Here is a 23,463-nt window from a genome sequence, read left to right on the forward strand (position 1 = left end):
GAGCATTTTGTGAAAGGAATTATTTTAGCAGGGGGATCAGGCTCTCGACTTTATCCACTAACACGCGGTGTATCAAAGCAATTACTCCCAGTTTATGACAAGCCAATGGTATATTACCCAATATCAACGTTAATGTTAGCGGGAATACGCGATATATTAATAATCACTACACCAGAAGATGGTGACAGCTTCAAACGTTTATTAGGTGATGGTAGCGATTACGGCATTAACTTGAGTTACGCGATTCAACCCTCTCCAGATGGACTTGCACAAGCCTTTATTATTGGTGAAGACTTTATTGGTGATGATAGCGTGTGCTTAGTACTTGGCGATAATATCTATTACGGTCAATCGTTTAGTAAAACGCTTAAAAACGCGGCAAGTAGAGCATCAGGTGCTACGGTATTTGGCTATCAAGTTAAAGACCCAGAACGATTTGGCGTAGTCGAATTTGACAAAAACATGAAAGCTATCTCTATAGAAGAAAAGCCTGAAAAGCCAAAGTCAAACTATGCTGTTACAGGTTTATACTTCTATGACAATCGTGTAGTTGATCTTGCTAAACAGGTAAAGCCCTCTCACCGTGGTGAGCTTGAAATAACCACCTTAAACGAAATGTATTTAAACGATGGAAGTTTAAATGTTGAGCTGTTAGGGCGTGGTTTTGCTTGGCTTGATACTGGGACGCATGAAAGTCTTCATGAAGCATCATCGTTTGTACAAACTATTGAAAACGTACAAGGTTTGAAGGTGGCATGTTTAGAAGAAATAGCATGGCGCAACGGTTGGTTAAGCACAGATGAATTACTTACAATAGCTAAACCAATGATGAAGAATGAATATGGTCAATATTTAACTCGTTTGGCGTCTGAGGCAAAGTAATGAAAGTACTTATTACTGGTAAAAATGGTCAAGTTGGAAGCTGCTTGGTATCGCAATTAATTGATATCCCTTCCATTGACTTTTTGGCGTTAGGACGAGAAGAGCTTGATATAACGAATGCTGAACAAGTTAATGAAGTAGTAAACAAGTATCAGCCGACTATTATAATTAATGCGGCGGCATATACTGCAGTTGACAAAGCAGAGTCTGAATTTGGGCTGGCAAATGCTATAAATAATGTTGGTCCAAAAAACTTAGCGAAAGCAGCATCGAATGTGAATGCGGTCATTCTTCATATATCAACTGACTATGTTTTTGCTGGTGATAAAGGCGGCTTATACACAGAGGGTGATGAAGTAAACCCACAAGGTGTTTACGGTAAAACTAAGCTTGCTGGTGAGCAAAGTGTTGCACAAGAGTGCGATGCTCATATTATTTTTCGTACAGCTTGGGTGTTTAGCGAATATGGGAATAACTTTGTAAAAACGATGCTGCGTTTAGCACAAACACGCGATACTCTAGGTGTTGTTGGGGACCAATTTGGCGGCCCAACATATGCAGGTGATATAGCGAAAGCGTTAATTAACATAGCGCAACAGCTTCAGAAAGGTATTACTAAGTTCGGTGTATATAACTACTCAGGTTACCCACACGTTAGCTGGCAAGAGTTTGCAACAGAAATATTTTCTCAAGCGTTATCGCAACAAGTGATTGAATCGCCCGTAACAGTTAGTGCAATTTCAACCTCAGAGTATCCGACTCCTGCTAAACGTCCAGCTAATTCAAAATTGGATTGCAGTAAAATTTTAACAAATTTTTCTGTAGAGCCAAGTGACTGGAAAGCCGCATTAAACACTATTCAAAAATATAAATAAGTAGGCTGAAAAAATGAAAGTAATCGATACAAGCATCCCAGATGTGAAAATTATAGAGCCTACAGTATTTGGTGATGAACGCGGGTTTTTTATGGAAACCTGGAGCCAAAAAAAATTTGAAGAGCTAGTTACAGGTAAACCAACTCGATTTGTTCAAGATAATCATTCTAAGTCAAGTAAAGGGATTTTACGTGGTTTACATTATCAAACTGAAAATACTCAAGGGAAACTTGTTCGAGTTATTTCAGGGGAGGTTTTTGATGTGGCTGTTGATATTCGAAAAGGCTCACCAACTTTTGGAAAGTGGGTTGGTGCATATCTATCAGCTGAAAATAAGCATCAATTATGGATACCTAAAGGTTTTGCTCATGGTTTCTATGTGACGAGCGATAAAGCTGAATTTGTTTATAAATGTACGGATTATTATAACCCGAAAGCTGAAGTATCTATTGCATGGAATGATAATATCTTGAGTATTCAGTGGCCTATTGAAAATAAGCCTGTGTTATCCAGTAAGGACACTAATTCATTATCAATTGATGAAGTAAGTTCACGTGGTCTCTTGACCCCTTATTGTTAAGAGTGAATGTTATTACACTCATTTAATTGCAGTTAAAATTTACTTCTAAATTTATACGATTCAGTGATGAGTTATTCTTAGAGTTAGCTAGTCATGAATATAAGCTATATTAGCGTAACCAAGTAATTTAGTAAGTTACATTAAAAAATTGGTAATATGAACAGAAGTAACAAATTAAAAGCTTCAATATCAACATCGCTTATCGCAAAAGTAACTACTTTATTACTGCAGTTAACGTCACTACCTATGGTTGCAGAAAAGTTTGGAGCAGAGGGGCTAGTTTTTTACTCAGTTTTATTAAGTATAAACTCTTGGTTGATGCTTTCTACAGCAGGAATATCACCTGCAATGATTACAAAAATATCGGGTTCGAGTAGCAGTGATACTGCTAGGGTGTGGATTACCAATGGTATGGCGTTATTTTTGGTAATTGGTTTGTTTGTTTCTTCTATTATGATTATTTTCATCAATATAATAGATGTTAAAAATCTGCTTTTATTGGGTTTGAGAAGTGAAAATTTATTTGCGGGGATATTTATAGTATTTATTTTATTCATGAGCCAATGTATCTGTCTTCCAGTTGATGCAATCGTTTTATCCTTTCAAAAGCAATATTTGTCGAGTTTAGCTATTTGCATCGGAAGTATGGTCTCTATTATTACCTTAATTTTCTTTCGTGATTATATTGATTCAGTCCCTATTTTTCTTTTAGTTGTAATTCTTCCAGCATTAATTATGAAATATATTACAGGCCTTTTATTTACTATCAAAGAAAACTTGTTTTTGGTAGGGTTAATTGATGCCAGGATTATAAAAGAACTTTTTTTATCAGCATTAGAGTACACAAAAGCTTCGACTTTAGTTAATTTTATATTGAATGTATTACCTGTAATTATCTTAGCTAAGTTTAGTAGTATTGAGTGGTCGTCACAATATAGTAGTTTAAATTCTCTTATACTACTTTGTAGTGGTTTGTTTTCTATTATTTCTCTTCCATTGATACCAGCTCTTAGGGAATCACTTATTAAAGGTGAAAAAACCTGGTTCGAATCTAGTGTGAAAAGACTGAAATCTTATGGATTTTTATTAATCACAGCCAGTTTAATAGTTGGAAGCACTATTGCAGAGTATTTGGTTACTTGGTATTTTTCTTATAAAATTGACTTTTCATATTTTTATGTGTTTTCTGCATCATTATATTTCTCATCGTTAATTTGGAGTAATATGTTTTTTTGCATACTTACAGCTAAAGATGAAATAAATAAAATTTCCAATATATTTTTAATCAAAGCAATTACCTCTATTTTAGTGCTTATTTTAGTTTTGTATTTCCAGCTCGAAATAAATCCATTTATAGTGTTTTTTATGTGCTTTTTAATTGTGGAATTACCTTCTTCATTAAAGTTGGAGAAGGTTTAAAAATGCTATTTAAATATAATGATTTAGAAAAAAGACTTATATACATAACTATTATTTTATTATTATATGGTTTTTATATATTATCTCCTGTCAGTAAGTTTTTAGGTTATACAGAAGATATATCACCAATAACGATAGTGTTAAGAATATGTCAGGTAGTATTTTTATTTTTGCTTTTTTTTATATCAGTAAAGACTGATAATAGAAGAATAAAGTTTACACATCTTATTGCTATAATGTCAGTTGTATGCATTTATATAATGTTTACTTATAGGGTTTTTATTGACTCGATATACTCAGAAAAATTTATTGATGACTCTTATCTTCTTGAGTATTTTGTCTTTGGGTTACTTTTTAGTTTGCTTGCCTCTATCCTAATTTCTATTAATTCAACGAGAGAATTACTACTCGAAGTAATGGTAAGTTTAAAAGTGCTATTATTGATTTCAACGGTATTAATAATCTCGCTTTTTTTATTGGATTTTAGCAGTGGTGGTCTAACTAATATTAGGGCTGGATTTGAAAGACTAAACCCGATTTCAATTGGAAGAGCAAGTGCAGTATTAATAATTATCGAGATGTTTATTCCAAGTAAGCATAAGCTATTATCACTTTTAATCTTTATCGTAGGTTCAACAGGGTTGTTGTTATCTTTAGCAAGGGGGCCAATGTTAGGATTAGCTGTTGTATTATTTATTTTCGTTTTAGGTAATTTTAGCTTGAAGAAAATAACTTACTTGGTCATTTCTTTATTTGCGATAATAATTATTTACACTTCAGTATCACAGTTCGTTGGTTACAATGTTGATTTAATAGAGATGTTTAGTAAAGTAGGTGGCAGCGAAGATCAGAGTGCAAACCAACGATTTTCATTATACATTTCAGCCTTTGAACAATTCTCTAATTCTCCTTTTATAGGGGATAGAGCGGTGGAAATTAATACAAATTATTATCCACATAATTTTTTAATTGAAGTTATGATGTCTATAGGGGCGGTAGGTCTAGTCGTTTTTATTTTTATTAACATTATAACAATTGCTGTATATTTTAGTTCTAATATAATATTAGATAAAATACTTAAGTTAGTATTTTATCTCTACATATTCTATTTTGTTAATGGAATGTTTTCTGGTAGTTTGTTTCAATCAAAGGAATATTGGATTTTACTTCTACTAATTTTCCCCTTGGCTTCTAAGGTTAACTCTATAAATGACAGTTTTAGTTGTATCAGGAACCCGTCCAGATAAAATTGGCGTGGGCGAGATTTTTTTATCGAATATGTGTAGTGGGATTGATGTAAAAAGAATTTTTGTTTCAGATGTAGATAAAAATATAGCCATTAGCGATGCGAATTGTGTAGATAGCTTTTTTTACAAAAATATCTCATGGCCAATACTTTCTGATATAAATATATACTTTTTCTATAAAACTAAAGCAGCGGAGTATGCTCGTGAAATTCTGACTGAAATAAGAAAAGATAAGTATAAAGAGGTAGTATTCATATTATCTAGTCCAGCTATAATTTTAATATTGTCAGAAATAATAAAAATTAATGGGCGATTCAAATTTAGAGTATTAGTGTGGGATGTATTAGAGTATATCTGTAGTAACCTCAGAGTTTCAAGGTTTACCTCAAATATGCTAGGCAAAGCATATAAAAAAATTATAAATTCATCTTTGTCATTGGGCGTTGTATCTGAAGGCATGTATAGAAACTATTTTGCTTTGAATAAATTTGATATTGAACCTAATAAAGTATTTATACTTAGAAATGCTATTGATAGTCAGGAAAAATATAGTAAGAACTTACCTATGTTGACTGATAGTAAAGCCAAGAAGTTTAGGATTGTTTTTGCGGGTTCCTTATATTGCAGAGCAGAGTGGGATGCATTAGTGACAGCGCTTCAATCCGTTGATTTTATAGTATCAAACAAGAAGGTTGAGTTGGTTTTTATCGGAACGCCAGGTAGACTTACTAAATTCCCCGAGTTTGGTGTTATTAATTTAGGTTATTTGACTCAGAGTCAAACTCTTAATGTAATAAAAGATTGTGATGCTGGTTATATGCCTTATTGGTTTAGTTTAAAAAAAGAGTTAGTTGTTAAAACTTCATTCCCAGGAAAAGTAACTTCATACCTATCAATGAATTTGCCAATTTTTTACCATGGACCAGAAAGTGCCGATGTATGTGGTTTTGTTTTGAAATATAACTGCGGAGTTACTTGTACGTCACTAGAGCAAAATAGAATCTTACATTGTATTGAAAAACTTATGAAAGGCGCGAAAAATATTGATTTAGAAGAAGCGTCTAGTTTATTCAAACAAAAAACGGTTTCTACCCAATTTAAAAAATTTGTTAATTTAGATGATTAAATTTAAAAATGAAAACGAAGTACCTGTTTTAATTCTCTCCTTCAATCGATTAGGAGGGATGCAAGATACTTTCAATATACTCCGAGAAATTAAAGTTAAATATATCTATTTAGCCTCAGACGGTGCACGTAGTGAATCTGAATCTTTCGATGTCGATGCAATAAGAAGTAAAGTTGAGTCTTTTATTGACTGGCCATGTGAAGTTAAGACCATGTACCAAAAAGAGAATCTGGGCTGTAAAAGAGCAGTTCATACTGCAGTACAATGGTTTTTTTCTGAGGTAGACGCAGGTATTGTACTAGAAGACGATTGTGTACCAAATAAGCGCTTTTTTAGTTATTGTCGCAATATGCTAAATAACTATAGAAGTGATTTGAGAGTTGCCACTATATCTGGTAGAAAACACTTCGATTTAGATATGCATCAAGATTATTCGTTTTGTTCTCGCTTTTTTTGTTGGGGCTGGGCATCTTGGTCTGATCGAATATTAGGGTTAGATGTAGAACTTCCTTATAAATCCAATTTTAAGTTATTAAACACGCCGAGTGGTATTGTGGAGCGTTTATATGTTCAAGGCGTCCTAGGTTTGCTTTCATCACGACAGGTTAATTCATGGGCATATTCATATGAAATGCTTTTTAGGAATAAACATCAATATTGTATTATACCAAATGGAAACCTTATAAGAAATGTAGGTTTCGGAACTGATGGGACACATTCAAATACATGGACACATGATCCGATGGTTTATGAGGAAGCTATTAGTATTGCTTTTAATCCAGCTTATGACCCAGTGGAGTATGACAAATATTTGCATACTGGATTGCTTAGTGAGTATAGAGGTAGAGTTGGTTTATTAGTTTTTTCGCAGATTAAGTATCTCAAGACTATAAGGTTATTAGTGAAGAGGTTAATTAGAAGAGGATAATTTTGTGATATCAGTTTGTATGACCACATATAATGGCATAGCTTACATAGAGCAACAATTAAACAGTATATTGAATCAGTTGTCTGCTACAGATGAAGTTTTAATTTTTGATGACAAATCTACTGATGGCACGTATGAGTTCCTAGTTAATTTCTCTAAAGTAAACTCTATTGTCAAAGTCAAAAAGAACCCAGTAAATCTTGGCTATGTAAAAAATTTTGAACAAGCAATCTATGAAGCACGAGGTGATATCATTTATTTGAGTGATCAAGATGATATTTGGAATGAAGATAAAGTTAAATATATATCCGATTTTTTTAATGATGAAATGAATTCTAACGTAGATATTTTACATCATGGCATGGAGACTATTAGTAGTGATGGAAATTTATTAGATAAAACCTTCAATTATGTACCTCCCTCCTTTAATCAGAAAAATAACTATAGTAAGGTTTTATTAACAATTCTTAAGCCGAAGTGTTATGGATGCGCTATGGCTTTTAGAAAAAAAATAGTACCTCTTATTGTGCCTTTTCCAAAACAAGTATACTCACATGACCATTGGTTAAATGCCTTTGGTGTAGTTTCTTCTAATTTATATTTCGATGACAAAGTATTGATAAGTTATCGACAACATAACAATAATTTAAGCCCTAAAAAGGGCCTTACGTTTTTACAAAAAATTAAAATTAGAACCAAGTTTATAAAATTATTATATTTATCTTATTTGAGGTTAAAAGTTTAGAATGTTCAAAAATAAAACACTACTCATAACAGGTGGTACAGGCTCATTTGGTAACGCTGTACTCAGCCGATTTTTAAATACAGACATCAAAGAAATTCGTATTTTCTCTCGGGATGAAAAAAAACAAGATGATATGCGTAAGGCTTTTAATAATGAAAAACTAAAGTTTTACATTGGCGATGTTCGTGATCCTCAAAGTATTTCAATGGCTATGCGCGGTGTTGATTATGTTTATCATGCGGCAGCATTAAAACAAGTTCCATCATGTGAGTTTTACCCACTAGAAGCCGTAAAAACAAATGTATTAGGTACAGAGAATGTGCTAGAAGCTGCTATAGCGAATAATGTTGAGCGTATAGTGTGTTTAAGTACTGATAAAGCGGTGTACCCAATTAATGCTATGGGTATTTCAAAAGCGATGATGGAAAAAGTGATCGTTGCAAAAAGCCGAAATTTAGAGCACACGAACACTACAATCTGTTGTACTCGCTACGGTAATGTTATGGCATCACGAGGCTCGGTTATTCCATTGTTCATTCGCCAGGTAGTTAATAATGAGCCAATTACGATTACCGACCCTACCATGACTCGCTTTATGATGACTTTAGACGATGCGGTTGATTTAGTATTACATGCTTTCGAAAATGGCCAAAATGGTGATGTTTTTGTACAAAAAGCGCCTGCTGCAACCATTGACGTGTTAGTTAAAGCATTGCTTGAAATGTTAAAAACACCGGAGCATTTAGTAAATGTAATCGGTACTCGCCATGGCGAAAAGCTGTTTGAAGCATTATGTAGCCGTGAAGAAATGTTCATAGCACAAGATCAGGGTGAATATTACCGTATACCTGCTGATAATCGTGATTTGAACTATGCGCAATATACTGAACAAGGTGAAAAAGACTTATCTAATGTCGAAGATTACAATTCGCATAATACAGCTCGCTTAGATGTTGAAGGGATGAAGCAGTTATTACGTAAACTTGACTTTATGCGTGATATTGAAGCTGGTAAATTAATAGTACCAGAAGGTGTGTAATGAATATTTTAGTAACAGGTGCTAACGGCTTTATTGGTAAAAATTTATGCATTCATTTGAAAGAGGCTGGTTTTGAAAGTATAGAAACAATTACCCGCGATGACACTGATGAAAGTATTGATAAAAAGGTAAACAGTGCTGACTTTATATATCATTTAGCAGGTGTAAATAGACCTGAAAATGACGCTGAGTTTCAAGCGGGTAATACTGACTTAACAAAAAAAATAGTTGATATACTAGTCAATAATAAACGAAGCACTCCAATTTTACTTACATCATCAATTCAGGCTGAATTAAATAATCCATATGGAAAAAGTAAAGCCGGTGCAGAGTCCGCTATTTTTTCTTACAGGGAAAAAACTGGAAGCACGGCATACATCTATAGACTACCGAATGTTTTTGGTAAGTGGTGTAAACCTAATTATAATTCTGCAGTGGCTACCTTTTGCTATAACGTAATAAACGATTTACCAATTACTGTACACAAAGCTGATGCACCCATTAACCTTGTTTACATAGATGATGTTTGTCATGTATTTGTTAACTTACTAATCAATACACCTTCAAAGTCTGAAGAGTATAATTATGTAGAGCCTGTTTACAAAACTACAGTAGGTAAGGTTGTTAGCTTATTGAATGATTATAAACAAAGTCGCACCTCTCTAATAACGAGTAAGGTAGGTGTTGGGTTTGAACGAGCGCTCTATTCTACTTACCTGAGTTATTTTAAACCTGAGCAGTTTAATTATGACGTGCCAAGTTATACTGATGAGCGAGGCTCATTCAGCGAAATGCTTAAAACAAATGATTCAGGTCAGTTTTCATTTTTCACTGCGCACCCAGGTATCACTCGCGGTGGGCACTATCACCATACTAAAAATGAAAAGTTTTTAGTATTAAAGGGTGATGCTCGATTTAAGTTTAAGCACATTGTCACAGGCGAAGAGTATGAACTTACAACATCGGAACAAGTCCGCACTATAGTAGAAACTATACCAGGTTGGACTCACGACATAACTAATATTGGTACAGAAGACCTAATCGTTATGCTGTGGGCAAATGAAATATTCGATAGAAAGAAACCAGATACTGTCGCTATGCCTTTATAAAGTGCGTTATTTAATTTAATAAGTTTAAAGTGAAAAAAATGAAAAAGTTAAAAGTAATGTCTGTTGTAGGAACAAGACCAGAAATAATCCGTTTATCTCGAGTACTTGCTAAGCTTGATGAGCATTGCGAACATATTTTGGTACATACTGGTCAAAACTATGATTTTGAACTTAATGAAGTTTTTTTTAACGATTTAGGTGTAAGAAAGCCTGATTATTTTTTAAATGCTGCAGGTAAAAATGCTGCAGAAACAATTGGTCAAGTAATTATTAAAGTTGACCAAGTACTTGAAGAAGTTAATCCAGAAGCGATGCTTGTGTTAGGTGACACAAATTCATGTATTTCAGCAATTCCTGCAAAGCGTCGAAAAGTTCCAATATTTCATATGGAAGCAGGTAATCGTTGTTTTGATCAGCGAGTACCTGAAGAAACTAACCGCAAAATAGTTGATCATACTGCTGATATAAACCTGACTTATAGCACTATTGCACGAGATTACCTGTTAGCAGAGGGGGTACCCGCAGACCGCGTGATAAAAACAGGTAGCCCGATGTTTGAAGTATTAAACCACTATATGCCTCAAATTGATGATTCAAGTGTACTAAATGAACTGGAACTGCAAAAGGGTCAGTTTTTTGTAGTCAGTGCTCACAGAGAAGAAAACGTTGACTCCCCAAAACAACTAGCATACTTAGCTGAAACGCTTAACACGCTTGCTGAACATTATGACATGCCTGTAATTATTTCTACTCACCCACGTACAAGAAATAGAATAGAAGCACAGGGCATTGAGTTCCATCAAAATATTAGATTATTAAAACCTTTAGGTTTTCATGATTATAATAACTTACAAAAAAATGCAAAAGCTGTACTTTCTGATAGTGGAACAATCAATGAAGAATCTTCTATTATGAACTTTCCTGCATTGAACTTACGAGAAGCTCATGAGCGCCCTGAAGGAATGGAAGAGGCATCAGTAATGATGGTCGGTTTAGGGGTTGAGCGAGTTATGCAGGGGTTACGTATATTGGAATCTCAACCTGCAGGGGAACAACGCTTACTTCGTCAGGTTTATGATTACAGCATGCCAAATGTTGCAGATAAAGTGGTGAGAATAATCCATTCTTACACTGACTATGTAAATAGAGTTGTATGGAAAAAATATTAAATTGAGTAAAAATAATAAAATATTTATAGTTACTGAATATATTGGTCTCAATCATAATTCTACAGCTTTTTATTGGGCGAAAATTGCATTATTTTTTAATAAACATTATGAATTAATTGTTATATGTCCTAAAAACTCGCATACAGAAAGCTTTTTTCGCGAGCATAAGCTTAACGTTTACTATGTTAAAGATATTGCTTTTGATAAAAATAAATTAGTATCAAGAGTTTTTGGACAATTGAAATATGCCTGGTCTTTTAACAGGCATATTCTTAAATATATTAGTAAAGAAGATATAGTTTTTACTGGAACTAACCCAATAATTAGCATGTTCTTTACCGGGTTAATTAAGAAGCTTAAAGCCTTCAAATGGATAATGCTATGCCACGATATATTTCCTGACAATTTAATTCCATCAGGTGTAATGCAGTTAGGATTGAAGTACAAATTGGTGAATAAAGTATTCTCACTTTTGTATCGAACCCCAGATATAATTACACCTATTGGTAGAGATATGGCGGTTAAGCTTCAGCAAAAAGGTGTAATCCAAGAAAGAATTGTAGTAGTACCAAATTGGGCTGATCATAATAAAATAAAGATGATGGCTAAAAACGAAAACCAAATAATTAAAAAGCTTAATTGGCAAAACAATTTGGTTTTTTGTTTTTTTGGAAATATCGGTCGTTTGCAGGGTATCGATAATTTATTATCTGCTATCGCGCTAGTGAAATCGGAGTCTAGCAGGTTTTTATTCATTGGTGGTGGTTCAGAAGACCATTTGGTGAAGAAGTTTGTTTCATCAGTTGGTAAAAGGAATAGTTACTATTACGGTGAACTACAGCTAAAAGATAATAATATAGGCTTAAATTGTGGCGATATAGCCTTAGTTACTCTTGGGCAGGGAATGTATGGTTTAGGTGTACCTAGCAAGGCATATTTTTCAATGGCTGCAGACAAACCTATTTTATTAGTGGCTGATAAGGAGTCTGAGTTGGATCTATTAATAAATGAGCACAATGTAGGCTGGTTTTGTGAAAGTGGTAACCCAGTAACTTTAGCCGAGAGTATTGATACAATATCCGAAAACTGGTTAACAGTTAATAATCGCATTTACCCTCGGAAGTGTATGATTGACCACTTTTCTGAAGAACAATCACTTGAAAAGTATAAATCCCTGGTAGATGAACTGTTTGAAAAACAAAATTGAGATAAAAATTGGCAAGTAATTCTAGTAAAAAAATCATTATAACTGGTGCTAAAGGTTTTGTTGGTAAAGCTCTATGCTCAAATTTAAGTAAATTTAACTACCTTAATTTTATACCGTTAGCAAGAGAGCCATTGCCGCCGAACTTTCAGTTATGTCCAGGTTTAAATCAAAAAGAGGGTTGGAGTGAGTTACTTGCAGAAGCCGATGTTGTCATTCACTTAGCAGGGAAAGCACATGAGGTAAGTAATGCGTCGTCGCTGGAAGCTTTCCGCTCGGTAAATACATATGGTACCGTCAACTTAGCGAAGCAAGCCGTAATTGCAGGTGTTAAAAAGTTTATTTTTATGAGTTCTATAGGAGTAAATGGGGTATCAAACTCATCTCCTTTTAAATATAACGATAAACCTACTCCAATTGAAAATTATGCTATTTCTAAGTATGAAGCTGAAATAGCGCTAAAAAAAATAGTAAAGAATACTGATATGGAGCTCGTTATAATTAGACCTCCTCTAGTTTATGGCAAAAATGCTCCAGGTAACTTTGGTAAACTCTTAAATGTTGCACAGAGGAATCTACCACTTCCTTTGGGTGCAATTAATAATCAGCGCAGCTTTGTAGCTGTAGATAACTTAGTTGATCTAATAGTTACATGTATTGATCATCCAAATGCTGTTAATCATACATTTTTGGTAAGCGATGATGAGGATATATCGACATCAAATCTTTTGAAAAAGCTTACGTTGGCAGCAGGTAAAAAGCCTTGGTTGATACCTATTCCATTATCTTTTTTAAAACTCATAGCTTCTATAGTTGGCAAAAAAGATACCGTTGAAAGATTTTCTAGTTCGTTAATTGTTGATATTGAGCATACTAAAAGTACATTAAACTGGAAGCCGCCAATTACTCTGGAAGAAGGCATTCGTCGTTGCTTTAAATAACTACTATTTTAATAATATGGAATTATAAATGATACGCGTACTCGATTTTTTATTTTCACTTTTTGGTTTATCGTTTGCTTTACCGTTTTTATTGATTTTATACCTTATTGGCTTATTCGATACTGGCTCACCACTATTTAAACAAGAGCGTGTTGGTCGTAATAAAAAACCTTTCACTTTAGTTAAATTTAGAACAATGTCAGTAGATACAGCGTCGGTTGCTAGCCATCTTGCAAGCAGTGCATCTATCACTCGTTTTGGTGGTTTTTTACGTAAAACTAAATTAGATGAGCTACCGCAGCTTTGGAATGTACTTAAAGGTGAAATGAGTTTAGTTGGACCACGTCCCGGGCTATTTAATCAGCAAGAACTTACTCAGGCTCGTGATGCTAAAAATATATACAATGTGCGCCCTGGCATTACTGGCTTAGCACAAGTGAGCGAAATAGATATGTCTACTCCAGAGCTGTTAGCTGAAACCGATGCAAAAATGATTGCCACGCTAAACCTTAAAGATTACTTTACTTATATACTGCAAACAGTAACAGGAAGTGGCAGTGGCGATAGAGTAAAATAGCAACATAACATACACAAATTTACAAAAAATAACTAAATACATAAAGACTATATAAAATATTGCCTATAGTCTTTATTTATTAAGTGCATTGGTTGCTAATCTTGTAGTAAAATTGTAGCCAATAGAACAGCAATATGATTGCTGGCTTCAGGGAAATGTATTGTGTTTTTAAAGTTTTTAGTTAGTTTACCACGCCCCCAAAAAAGAGTTATTTCTCTCCTTATCGACAGCGTATTTATAATAGTGGCTTTTTGGCTTTCTTTTTTGCTTAGGCTAGATAATGTAGTTGTTTTAAAAAGCATACACAATTGGTTATTACTAGCCGTTCTGTTACCACTGAGTTTACTTAGTTTTGTGAAGCTAGGATTATACAGAGCTGTTCTACGATATATGAATACACAAGCTATGTGGGCCATTGCCGCTGGCGTTGTGCTATCTACATTATATTTAACTGTTTTGTCTTTCTTTTTAAGTGCCGCGGTTCCGCGTACTGTGCCATTTATATATGCTAGTTTCTGTATTTTATTTGTAGGTGGATCAAGGTTAACAGCGCGCGCCATTGTAGGGCAAATCACCATGCGTCGCAAAGAAGGTGTAATTATATATGGTGCAGGATCTGCAGGTCGGCAATTAGCTACCGCGCTTGCTAGCGGGCCTGAATATTCACCTGTTGCATTTATCGATGATGACTCTAAAAAGCATTTATCTGTAATACAGGGAGTATGCGTGTACTCATCTACACAAATAGCAGAAGTTGCAAAGCAAAAATGTGCTAAGAAGATTTTACTAGCCCTGCCAAGCACATCAAGAAGCCGCCGTAAAGAAATACTTAACGCAATTGAAAAGTACAAGTTACAGGTGATGACCATACCTGGAATGGCCGATATAGTGTCGGGCACTACAAGTGTTGATGCAATTAAGGATGTAGAAATCGATGACCTACTTGGCAGAGAATCAGTTAAACCAAGACAAGATTTAATGTCATCAAATATTACCAATAAAGCCGTTATGGTGACTGGCGCAGGTGGTTCAATAGGGTCAGAGCTGTGTAGGCAAATAATAAAAAATACTCCAACAAAAGTTGTGTTGTTTGAGCTTTCAGAGTTTGCTTTATACGCTATTGAAAAAGAGCTTTCAGAATATTGCGTTGCCAACAACCTAAATATTGAAGTGTTACCAATACTTGGCTCCATTCAAAATAAAAAATTACTTGAATCAACATTTTCAACTTTTAGTATTCAAACTGTATATCATGCCGCAGCTTACAAGCATGTCCCACTAGTAGAACATAATGTAGTTGAAGGTGTTCGCAACAATGTTTACGGAACTTATAATGTAGCAACCGCAGCCATATTTACTAATGTAGAAACATTTGTTTTAGTGTCTACCGATAAGGCTGTTCGCCCAACAAATATAATGGGAACAACCAAGCGTATGGCCGAACTTGTTTTGCAAGGCCTTTCAGAGGTGCAAAGCACCACGCGCTTTACCATGGTTAGATTTGGTAATGTTTTAGGATCATCGGGTTCGGTTGTGCCGCTTTTTAGAAAACAAATAAAAGCAGGTGGCCCAATAACATTAACCCATCAAGATATAACGCGTTACTTTATGACAATACCAGAGGCCGCTCAGCTTGTTATCCAAGCCGGTGCAATGGGGGTCGGTGGCGATGTGTTTGTGCTTGATATGGGGGAGCCCGTAAAAATTAAAGACCTTGCAACAAAAATGGTTCACTTGTCAGGGCTTGAAGTTAAGCATGAAAAACGACCAAATGGCGATATAGAAATTAAATGTACTGGTTTGCGCCCAGGTGAAAAGTTATACGAAGAGTTGTTAATTGGCGATAACGTTACTGGTACAGATCACCCAAGAATATTAAGTGCTCACGAAATAAAAATGCCATGGGCTGAATTAGATACTTTTTTAGCTAATCTAAAAGTTGCATGTGATGAGTCTGACCATCCCCAAATTCGTAAGCTACTTTTACAAGCACCCACAGCGTTTGCTCCAACTGATGGTATTTGCGACCTTAATTGGAAAGAAAAACAAACTAGTCAATCAAATGTGACCGTTTTGCCTAATATAAGTAGTTCTTGAGTAGCGTTTATAATAAACGATAGTTAGTGTTTTAAATCTTTACCATCCGCGTGAGCAAGCTTCACGCCTACAAAGGTATCCAAAACCAATAATGTAAAGGTATCCCAAACCTCTAATATTAAGGTTTAACACCATGTAGGCGCCTTACTTGCTGGCGCGTTAAAAGCGTTTATATTTAACCATTTGCGTGAGCAAGCTTCACGCCTGCAAAGATATCCAAAACCTCTAATATTAAGGTTTAACACCATGTAGGCGCCATGCTTGCTGGCGCGTTAAAAGCGTTTATATTTAACTATTCGCGTGAGCAAGCTTCACGCCTGCAAAGGTACCTCAAACCTCTAATATTAAGCTTTAACGCCACGTAGGCGCCTTGCTTGCTGGCGCGTTAAAGCTAACTTCCTATTTCAATTTTAACACTCTCACCCAACACCTCTTTGTATTTATTTGCCAATGCAGCTTTTGCATCATCATCGCCATGCACAATTTTTATATGGCTTGGCTTTTTACGCATACCCGTTACAAACTTAATTAACCCGTTTTGATCGGCATGCGCACTGTAGCCGCTAATTGTATGTACTTTGGCATTAATGGTAACGCGTGTATTGTTTATAAATACATAACCATTACGTGGGCCGTATTGTTGAATATCACGGCCTAGCGTGCCTCTCCCTTGGTAGCCCACAAATAAAACATCGGTGGTTGCATCACCTAAAAATCGTTCTAGGTAATTAACTATTCGGCCTCCGGTACACATACCGCTGGCGGCTAAAATAATAGCAGGCGTTTGGCGCGTACTTAAGTAATTAATAATGGAAATATGTTCTTTATGCGAATCAACCGTGGTTAGGTTTTTAAAATCAAGTGGGTGACGGCCTTTGGCTACTTTCTGTTTTGCTTCGTTATCCCATAAGTGTTTAAACTTTCTATATTGAGCAGTAAAGTTTGCTGCCATGGGAGAGTCGAGTATTACGTGTATATCTCGCCATTTAGTATGCTTACAAGAGCTATGTATAAGTTGTTCTAGTTCGTATAGGAGCTCTTGGGTTCGGCCAATACTAAATGCAGGTACTAGCACCACGCCATTATCTGCAACCGCGCGCTCTATTATTTTTTTAAGTGTTTGGGTACGCTGTTTACGCCCTTGATGGTTTTTATCACCATAAGTAGATTCAATCACTAAAGTATCGGCTTTATAAGGCGCTTTAGGCGAGGGGAGTAATGGCGTGTATGGAGCGCCTAAATCACCCGAAAATACAACGCGGTGAGTGCTATTTGGTTTAGTACTTTGCTTATGAGTTTTAATGTCAATTTCAACATAGGCTGAACCTAAAATATGCCCGGCTCGCTGAAATCGCGCTTTAGCACTTTGCTGTCCATTGCATGGCAAGTTAAACCATGTTTTAAAATCAACGGGTACAATGCGTCGCTTTAGTAGGTTTAAGCAGGCATTTATAATTTTAGGGTCGCGTGTTACGCCCACTTTTAGCGCATCTTCTATTACTAGCGGCAATAAACTGGCTGAAGCTTGCGAGGTAAATATTGGCCCTTTAAAGCCGGCGGCAAATAAATAGGGAATTCGGCCAACATGATCAATATGGCAATGCGTAACAATAAGCGCGGTAACATAGCTAATATCAAATTCTATTGATAAGTCTTCTTTTGAGTCCTCCCCTTGAAATAACCCGCAATCAACAAGTACACTTGTTTGCTCATTAATTAAAAGCTCATGGCATGAGCCTGTAACACCGTTTACAGCCCCGTGGTGAAGTAAATGCATACACTCTCCTTGTGTTAAAATTTAGTTAAAATAAAAAGTGGTAAAAATAGCTGTTTTACTATGTTTTTCCAAAAATAAGTTAACTCATCAAATTTAAAATAATATATGTAAAAATATTTAACAAAATCAATTTTAAACGTTACCAATGTTAAGTTACTGTTACATAATTAGTTAAGTTTATTTTTAGTGATAAACTTAGTACTCAAAGCATAAGTTTGGCATTATTTATTTTAATTGCCAGTTTACATAGGTGTTTAGTATTAGCTATAATGCTCACCTGATTTAGTTTAATCTTGTGTTAATTGCAATTTTGTTATGTAGGATTGCTATGGAAAGTTGGTACTTAGTAGTGTGTAAACCTCGTCAGGAAGAGCGGGCAAAAACCAACTTAAATAATCAAGGGATTGAAGCATTTTACCCCCAATTGACTACCGAAAGGCTGGTCAAAGGTCGTAAGACCATCAAAAAATCTGCTTTATTTCCAAATTATTTATTTGTGTTCCTTGATTCAAAAAACGGTAACTTTTCTGCTGTAAAAAACACACGCGGAATAGCAAGTTTTGTTGCATATGGTGCCAAATACCAAATTGTACCAATACAAATAATAGAACAACTAAAGTGTGAACGTTTGTACACTACTAAATCCGAACTGCCGAAATCAGGTGATAGGGTAAACGTAAATAACAACTCGTTTAACAATATAGATGCCATATATAAAGAGCCTGATGGAGATATCCGAAGCATTTTGTTAATTAAATTGCTTAACAAAGAAGTAGAAATAAGCATAGACAACAATGATTTTAAATAAACTCCTTAGTGGCAAGTATTAAATTATTACCCCGCTCATCAAAACTTAGCTTTTATCAGTAAGTAGGAACTGCAACCTAGGGGCGGAAGCGTGCCCGAAGGGCTAGATAAGCAAATGATTTTGCTTTCAAGCTGGAGCGAGAGGAGCTCTGGGACGAACTGGAACGTGAAGCGTGCCCGAGTGGCTATTCATAGACGCGTAGTTTGCCAGCGTGAATGCTAATAACTCATAAAGTAAATCAGCCACTGATTGCTGTCTATATTTTATAAAACACTGAGTAAGCATAAATACTTATTTAAGGGAATGCCAAAGCGCAAAAGCGTGTTTCGGCTTGCGTGCAAAGTAAGCTCATGCTTTAATTAGCCGATAAAATACAAGTACTCACCAAGGTTGGTGGGCAAGTGCAATATTTAAAATAATTTTGGGATTCTACGATGGCGTTAAGCTGTAAATCACTCATCACTTCACTCGCAATACTATCAGTTACCGGTTGCACCATAGTACCAGGTAGCCATTTTGAAGGCATAGAATCTGGCGAGCAAACTCAAAACCTTGAGCAAGACCTAGAAAAAGTAAACATTCAAATAATTGACTCGTCACTAATTAAACAACAAAAACAAGCACGTGTGGCCGCAAAGCCAATATCGAATACCGTGGGGTTAAACGTAAGCAATTACCAATATAAACTAGGTGTAGGAGACGTACTCACAATAGGTGTATGGGATCACCCAGAGTTAACCATACCAGCAGGTACGCAGCGCACCGCAGAGTTTGACGGTTTCAGAGTTCAAGAAGATGGCACCATTACTTACGCATACGCACCAAACATTCCAGCTGCAGGACACACCATAAGTGAAGTGCGTGAACAGCTAGTAAAACGCCTTAGTAGAGTAATTGAAGACCCACAAATAGATGTTAAAGTAGTCGGTTTTAGAAGCCAAAAAGCGTATGTTACTGGCGAAGTAAATAAACCAGGTGTTTACCCTGTCACTAGTACACCGCTTACTTTGATAGATGCACTAAATCAAGCTGGCGGCCTAACCGAATCAGCCGATTGGCGTACAGTAACGTTTACCCGTGGCGACAAAACAGAAGTAATAGAGCTTGATGATTTTTATGCTCATGGTGATATTTCGCAAAATCGCTTACTACAACATGGCGATATAGTGCACGTTAGTCGAAACGATCAACAAAAAGTATTTGTATTAGGTGATGTAAAACGAGCAGGGTCGGTTACGCTTAACCGTTATGGCTTAAACCTAGCACAAGCATTAAGCGACACGGGCGGCTTAAATGAAAATACAGCAGATGCAAACGGCGTATTCGTTTTACGTAAAAGCAATTTAGAGCAAACGGGTGTGCTTGCAAACGTATACCAGCTTCATGCAAAAAACATTGCAGCACTTGTATTGGCCGAGCAGTTTGAACTGCAGCCGCACGATATAGTATATGTAACATCAGCCCCATTGGCCCGTTGGAACCGCGTAATAAGCTTATTGTTACCGTCGGTAGCTACCGTTGATAACCTAAACGATATAAACAACTAAGGCGGGTATAATGTTTGATTCTGTTTTAGTTGTGTGTGCCGGCAATATTTGCCGCAGCCCAACCGGCGAGTATGTATTAAAGCAAAAGCTGGAAGGTAAAAATATAAAAGTGTCGTCTGCGGGGTTAACAGCGCTTGAAGGTAAGCCAGCAGATGCAATGGCAAAAAAAATTGCCCAAGTTCATGGTGTAAATATGGATACCCATCAAGGTCGCCAGCTTACATCGGCACTCGTTGCGCAAAATAGCGTAATTTTAGTTATGGAAGGACGACATTTAAATGATTTACACGCACGCTACCCCGAAGCGCGCGGTAAAACATTTTTATTAGGTAAATGGATCAACAATGCCGAAATACCAGACCCTTACCGCCAAAGCCAAGAGGCTTTTGAGCACGTATACGCATTAATCGATAGCGCTTGTAGCGCTTGGCAAAAGTATTTATAAGGATTGGCAAAGTAAATGACCTCTCAGCCTACAGCTCCAACCAATAATCAAAATAAATCAACCGAACAAGAAATAGATCTTCTAGCGTTATTTGGCACATTACTCGACCGTAAATACTTTATAGTTTTAATAACTGTATTATTTGCAATAATAGGGGTGGCTGTAGCAGTATTTAGTACACCCATTTACAAAGCCACAGCGCTCATACAAGTAGAAGAAAGTAGCCCTTCTGTGCCAGGCCTAGATGACATGGCAGGCATGTTTGAGAGCTCAAGTGAGGCCGTAACCGAAATAGAGCTATTAAAATCGCGCAGTGTGATTGGCGAGGCGGTTGATTCACTTAAACTTGATATAGTAGCCGAGCCTAAATTATTTCCTGTTATTGGTGGTAAGTTTTACAGAGGATTTGTAGCCAACAAACCAAACGATGTAGCCGACCCATTGCTAGGCGCCAGTAGCTATGCATGGGGCGGCGAATTTATAAACGTATTTAGGTTTATAGTGCCCCAAGCATTTGAAGGGGAGGAGTTTGAATTACACATAAAACAAAATAATCAGTACGAATTATTAAACCCAGATGGCGGTGCAGTACTAAACGGCACAGTAGGTAAAGACGAAGCCGCAGGCTTTTATGCCCTTACAGTTCGTGCTTTAAATGCACGCCCTGGTACTGTGTTTACCTTAGTAAAAAACAACCGTTACCGCACAGTAGTTGAGTTACAGCAAGAAATTTCGGCTAGCGAAAAAGGCAAAGATTCAGGTATTATTACTCTTGCCTACGAGCATAAAAATGCAGCGCACGCTGAAAAAGTACTTGATAAAGTGGCTGACATTTACGTACGCCGAAACGTAGAGCGCAACAGCGCAGAGGCTAAAAAGTCGCTCGATTTTTTAGAGGTACAACTGCCTGAGGTTAAAAAACAGCTAGAAGGCTCAGAGCAACGATTTAACGACTACCAAAAAAAGCGACAGTCGGTAAACATTACACTAGAAACACAAGCAATTCTTGAACAAATTGTAGAGCTAGACACAACCTTGCAAGAGCTTGACCTAAAGCGCCTAGAGCTTAGCCGTAAATTTAAGCGCGAACATCCAGCATACCAAGGTTTAATTAAGCAAATAGAATCAATACAAGCCGAAAAAGCGCAGCTAACTGCTGAAGTAAGTAACCTGCCAGAAACCCAGCAAGAGCTATTACGTTTAACACGTGATGTAGAAGTAGGCAACGAAATTTACATGCTACTACTTAGTAAAACACAAGAGTTAGACATAGTGCGTGCTGGCACCGTAGGTAATGTACGTGTTGTTGATGTTGCAGCGGTAGATACAACCGAACCCGTAAAACCTAAAAAAGCATTAATAGCAGTAGTTGCAACGTTACTAGGTGGTTTTTTAGCGGTGGCCATAGTACTGATTCAAAAAGCTATGCACAAAGGGATTGAAGACCCAAGCGAAATAGAAGCCCTAGGCATTAACGTATATGCAAGTGTGCCGCACTCAGAACACCAAGTTAACTTGGTAGGGTTTGGTGCTAAGTCTAAAAAAGCAAAAGCAGGAAAAGCCAAATCTATACTAGCAGTAGATAACCCTGCAGACCTAGCCATAGAGGCCTTACGTAGCTTACGTACCAGCTTACATTTTGCAATGATCGAATCAAAAAATAACATAATAGCAATATCGGGGCCAAGCCCAGGTGTAGGTAAATCGTTTATATCAGTAAACTTGGCCACAGTATTGGCGCAAAGTGGTAAAAAAGTACTTATAGTTGATGCCGATATGCGTAAAGGCTACTTACAAACGCAGTTTGGTTTAAAGTGGGACGACGGCCTAAGTGATTACCTATCGGGCCGTTTAAACTTAGCGCAAATAACAAAAGCAAGCAAAGTTGAAAACTTAAATGTAATCACGCGCGGGCAAATACCACCTAATCCGTCAGAGCTGTTAATGCATAGCAACTTTAGTCAATTTATTGAACAAATTAGCGCAGCCTACGACCTAGTAATTATAGATACCCCGCCAATACTTGCCGTAACCGACCCGGCCATAGTAAGCGCGCATTGTGGTACCACATTATTAGTAGCACGCTTTGGCCAAAACCATGTTCGCGAAATAGAGCTAACGCGCAATCGCTTTGAACAAAACGGCATAGATGTAAAAGGCTTAGTATTTAATGGCGTAGTTAAAAAAGCCAGTAATGCCTACGGGTACTATGGTTACTACAACTACGAATATAAATCAGATTTAAAAGGGTAAAATATGTCAGTAGTTGCATTTATACCGGCTAGAGGTGGCTCTAAGGGTGTACCTAAAAAAAACATCAAATTATTGGCAGGTAAACCATTAATAGCCTGGAGCATTGAGCAAGCTAAAAAGTCGAAAAATATTGATAGAGTTATTGTTTCAACTGACTGTCCTGAGATAGCTAAGGTTGCTTTAGAGTTCGGGGCCGAAGTACCATTCATGCGACCCGTTGATATATCTAGCGATATAGCCACAACTGAAAGTGCAATGCTACATTGTTGTGATTATTTAAATGACAAGAATGAACTGCCTGAAATTTTTGTATTAATTCAATGCACATCTCCTTTACGAGCAGAAGGTACGTTTGACAAAGCTATTGAACGTTTTAAGTTAAAAGGCTATGACAGCATGTTAAGCGTATCATTGTCTCACCGCTTTACTTGGAAAGATAAAGATAACCCCAGCGCTTCTTACGATTTTATGAACAGGCCAAGAAGACAAGATATTAAAGAAAAAGATCAAGAGTATTTAGAAACGGGTTCGTTTTATATTACAAACACAAAAAAATTGCTAGCCTCAAAAAATCGTTTAACAGGTAAAATTGGTATGTTTGAGACACCAGAAATAGAAAGCTTTGAAATAGATTCACATATCGACTTTACAATTTGTGAAGAGTTAGTGAAGCATAATAATTTAAGTTAAGGAAA

General features: G+C 36.3%; 21 protein-coding genes. 20 read left to right on the forward strand and 1 reads right to left on the reverse strand.

What is annotated here, in order from left to right:
* The first annotated feature begins 9 nt into the window (after positions 1-9).
* The 15 genes from rfbA to ATS72_RS13560 all read left to right on the forward strand — a co-directional run bounded on the left by rfbA (position 10) and on the right by ATS72_RS13560 (position 15,938).
* The gene (gene rfbA, locus ATS72_RS13490; RefSeq protein ID WP_058428279.1) at positions 10-882 is read left to right on the forward strand and encodes a glucose-1-phosphate thymidylyltransferase RfbA; all 873 of its coding nucleotides are present in this window, start codon (positions 10-12) and stop codon (positions 880-882) included.
* Complete coding sequence (rfbD, locus tag ATS72_RS13495; RefSeq protein WP_058428280.1) at positions 882-1,757, forward strand: dTDP-4-dehydrorhamnose reductase; 876 nt, start codon at positions 882-884, stop codon at positions 1,755-1,757. The genes rfbA and rfbD overlap by 1 nt, the downstream gene beginning before the upstream one ends.
* Positions 1,758-1,770: 13 nt before the next feature.
* Positions 1,771-2,337, forward strand: coding sequence for a dTDP-4-dehydrorhamnose 3,5-epimerase (gene rfbC, locus ATS72_RS13500; RefSeq protein WP_058428281.1), 567 nt, complete (start codon positions 1,771-1,773; stop codon positions 2,335-2,337).
* A gap of 156 nt (positions 2,338-2,493) precedes the next feature.
* On the forward strand, positions 2,494-3,756 hold the full coding sequence (locus ATS72_RS13505) for a hypothetical protein (protein WP_039036298.1): 1,263 nt from the start codon (positions 2,494-2,496) through the stop codon (positions 3,754-3,756).
* Between the two features lie 2 nt (positions 3,757-3,758).
* Positions 3,759-5,003 (forward strand): O-antigen ligase family protein, encoded by a 1,245-nt coding sequence (locus tag ATS72_RS13510; protein ID WP_058428282.1) that lies wholly within the window; start codon positions 3,759-3,761, stop codon positions 5,001-5,003.
* Positions 4,966-6,129 carry a hypothetical protein gene (locus ATS72_RS13515; protein WP_058428283.1) on the forward strand — a complete coding sequence of 388 codons (1,164 nt, stop codon included), beginning with the start codon at positions 4,966-4,968 and terminating at the stop codon, positions 6,127-6,129. The genes ATS72_RS13510 and ATS72_RS13515 overlap by 38 nt, the downstream gene beginning before the upstream one ends.
* On the forward strand, positions 6,122-7,057 hold the full coding sequence (locus tag ATS72_RS13520; protein WP_058428284.1) for a hypothetical protein: 936 nt from the start codon (positions 6,122-6,124) through the stop codon (positions 7,055-7,057). Before ATS72_RS13515 ends, ATS72_RS13520 begins: the two co-directional genes overlap by 8 nt.
* A 19-nt stretch (positions 7,058-7,076) precedes the next feature.
* A complete protein-coding gene (locus ATS72_RS13525) occupies positions 7,077-7,802 on the forward strand; it encodes a glycosyltransferase (RefSeq protein WP_058428285.1) in 726 nt (241 codons plus the stop codon).
* Between the two features lies 1 nt (position 7,803).
* Positions 7,804-8,841, forward strand: a complete 1,038-nt coding sequence (locus ATS72_RS13530) for a polysaccharide biosynthesis protein (RefSeq protein ID WP_039036302.1) — start codon at positions 7,804-7,806, stop codon at positions 8,839-8,841.
* A complete protein-coding gene (gene wbjC / locus ATS72_RS13535; RefSeq protein ID WP_058428286.1) occupies positions 8,841-9,950 on the forward strand; it encodes a UDP-2-acetamido-2,6-beta-L-arabino-hexul-4-ose reductase in 1,110 nt (369 codons plus the stop codon). Before ATS72_RS13530 ends, wbjC begins: the two co-directional genes overlap by 1 nt.
* 38 nt (positions 9,951-9,988) lie before the next feature.
* On the forward strand, positions 9,989-11,119 hold the full coding sequence (gene wecB, locus ATS72_RS13540; RefSeq protein ID WP_039036304.1) for a non-hydrolyzing UDP-N-acetylglucosamine 2-epimerase: 1,131 nt from the start codon (positions 9,989-9,991) through the stop codon (positions 11,117-11,119).
* 1 nt (position 11,120) lies between these two features.
* Positions 11,121-12,326 (forward strand): glycosyltransferase family 4 protein, encoded by a 1,206-nt coding sequence (locus ATS72_RS13545; RefSeq protein ID WP_058428287.1) that lies wholly within the window; start codon positions 11,121-11,123, stop codon positions 12,324-12,326.
* Between the two features lie 8 nt (positions 12,327-12,334).
* Positions 12,335-13,264, forward strand: a complete 930-nt coding sequence (locus ATS72_RS13550; RefSeq protein WP_058428288.1) for an NAD-dependent epimerase/dehydratase family protein — start codon at positions 12,335-12,337, stop codon at positions 13,262-13,264.
* Positions 13,265-13,292: 28 nt separating this feature from the next.
* A complete protein-coding gene (locus tag ATS72_RS13555) occupies positions 13,293-13,841 on the forward strand; it encodes a sugar transferase (protein ID WP_058428289.1) in 549 nt (182 codons plus the stop codon).
* Positions 13,842-14,003: 162 nt separating this feature from the next.
* Positions 14,004-15,938, forward strand: coding sequence for a polysaccharide biosynthesis protein (locus ATS72_RS13560; RefSeq protein ID WP_058428290.1), 1,935 nt, complete (start codon positions 14,004-14,006; stop codon positions 15,936-15,938).
* 391 nt (positions 15,939-16,329) lie between these two features.
* On the opposite strand, the gene ATS72_RS13565 is transcribed toward ATS72_RS13560, so the two are convergent.
* Positions 16,330-17,715, reverse strand: coding sequence for an MBL fold metallo-hydrolase RNA specificity domain-containing protein (locus ATS72_RS13565; RefSeq protein ID WP_058428291.1), 1,386 nt, complete (start codon positions 17,713-17,715; stop codon positions 16,330-16,332).
* A gap of 328 nt (positions 17,716-18,043) precedes the next feature.
* On the opposite strand from ATS72_RS13565, the gene rfaH reads away from it, so the two are divergent.
* From rfaH to ATS72_RS13590, 5 genes are all read left to right on the forward strand, one after another.
* A complete protein-coding gene (gene rfaH, locus ATS72_RS13570; protein WP_039036310.1) occupies positions 18,044-18,523 on the forward strand; it encodes a transcription/translation regulatory transformer protein RfaH in 480 nt (159 codons plus the stop codon).
* A gap of 434 nt (positions 18,524-18,957) precedes the next feature.
* The gene (locus ATS72_RS13575) at positions 18,958-20,070 is read left to right on the forward strand and encodes a polysaccharide export protein (protein ID WP_058428292.1); all 1,113 of its coding nucleotides are present in this window, start codon (positions 18,958-18,960) and stop codon (positions 20,068-20,070) included.
* Positions 20,071-20,080: 10 nt separating this feature from the next.
* Complete coding sequence (locus ATS72_RS13580) at positions 20,081-20,515, forward strand: low molecular weight protein-tyrosine-phosphatase (protein ID WP_058428293.1); 435 nt, start codon at positions 20,081-20,083, stop codon at positions 20,513-20,515.
* A gap of 15 nt (positions 20,516-20,530) precedes the next feature.
* Positions 20,531-22,768 carry a polysaccharide biosynthesis tyrosine autokinase gene (locus tag ATS72_RS13585; RefSeq protein ID WP_058428294.1) on the forward strand — a complete coding sequence of 746 codons (2,238 nt, stop codon included), beginning with the start codon at positions 20,531-20,533 and terminating at the stop codon, positions 22,766-22,768.
* 3 nt (positions 22,769-22,771) lie between these two features.
* The gene (locus ATS72_RS13590; RefSeq protein ID WP_058428295.1) at positions 22,772-23,458 is read left to right on the forward strand and encodes an acylneuraminate cytidylyltransferase family protein; all 687 of its coding nucleotides are present in this window, start codon (positions 22,772-22,774) and stop codon (positions 23,456-23,458) included.
* Positions 23,459-23,463: the final 5 nt, after the last annotated feature.

The sequence above is a fragment of the Pseudoalteromonas sp. 13-15 genome (genome assembly GCF_001468205.2).
Classification (GTDB): Bacteria; Pseudomonadota; Gammaproteobacteria; order Enterobacterales; family Alteromonadaceae; genus Pseudoalteromonas; species Pseudoalteromonas marina.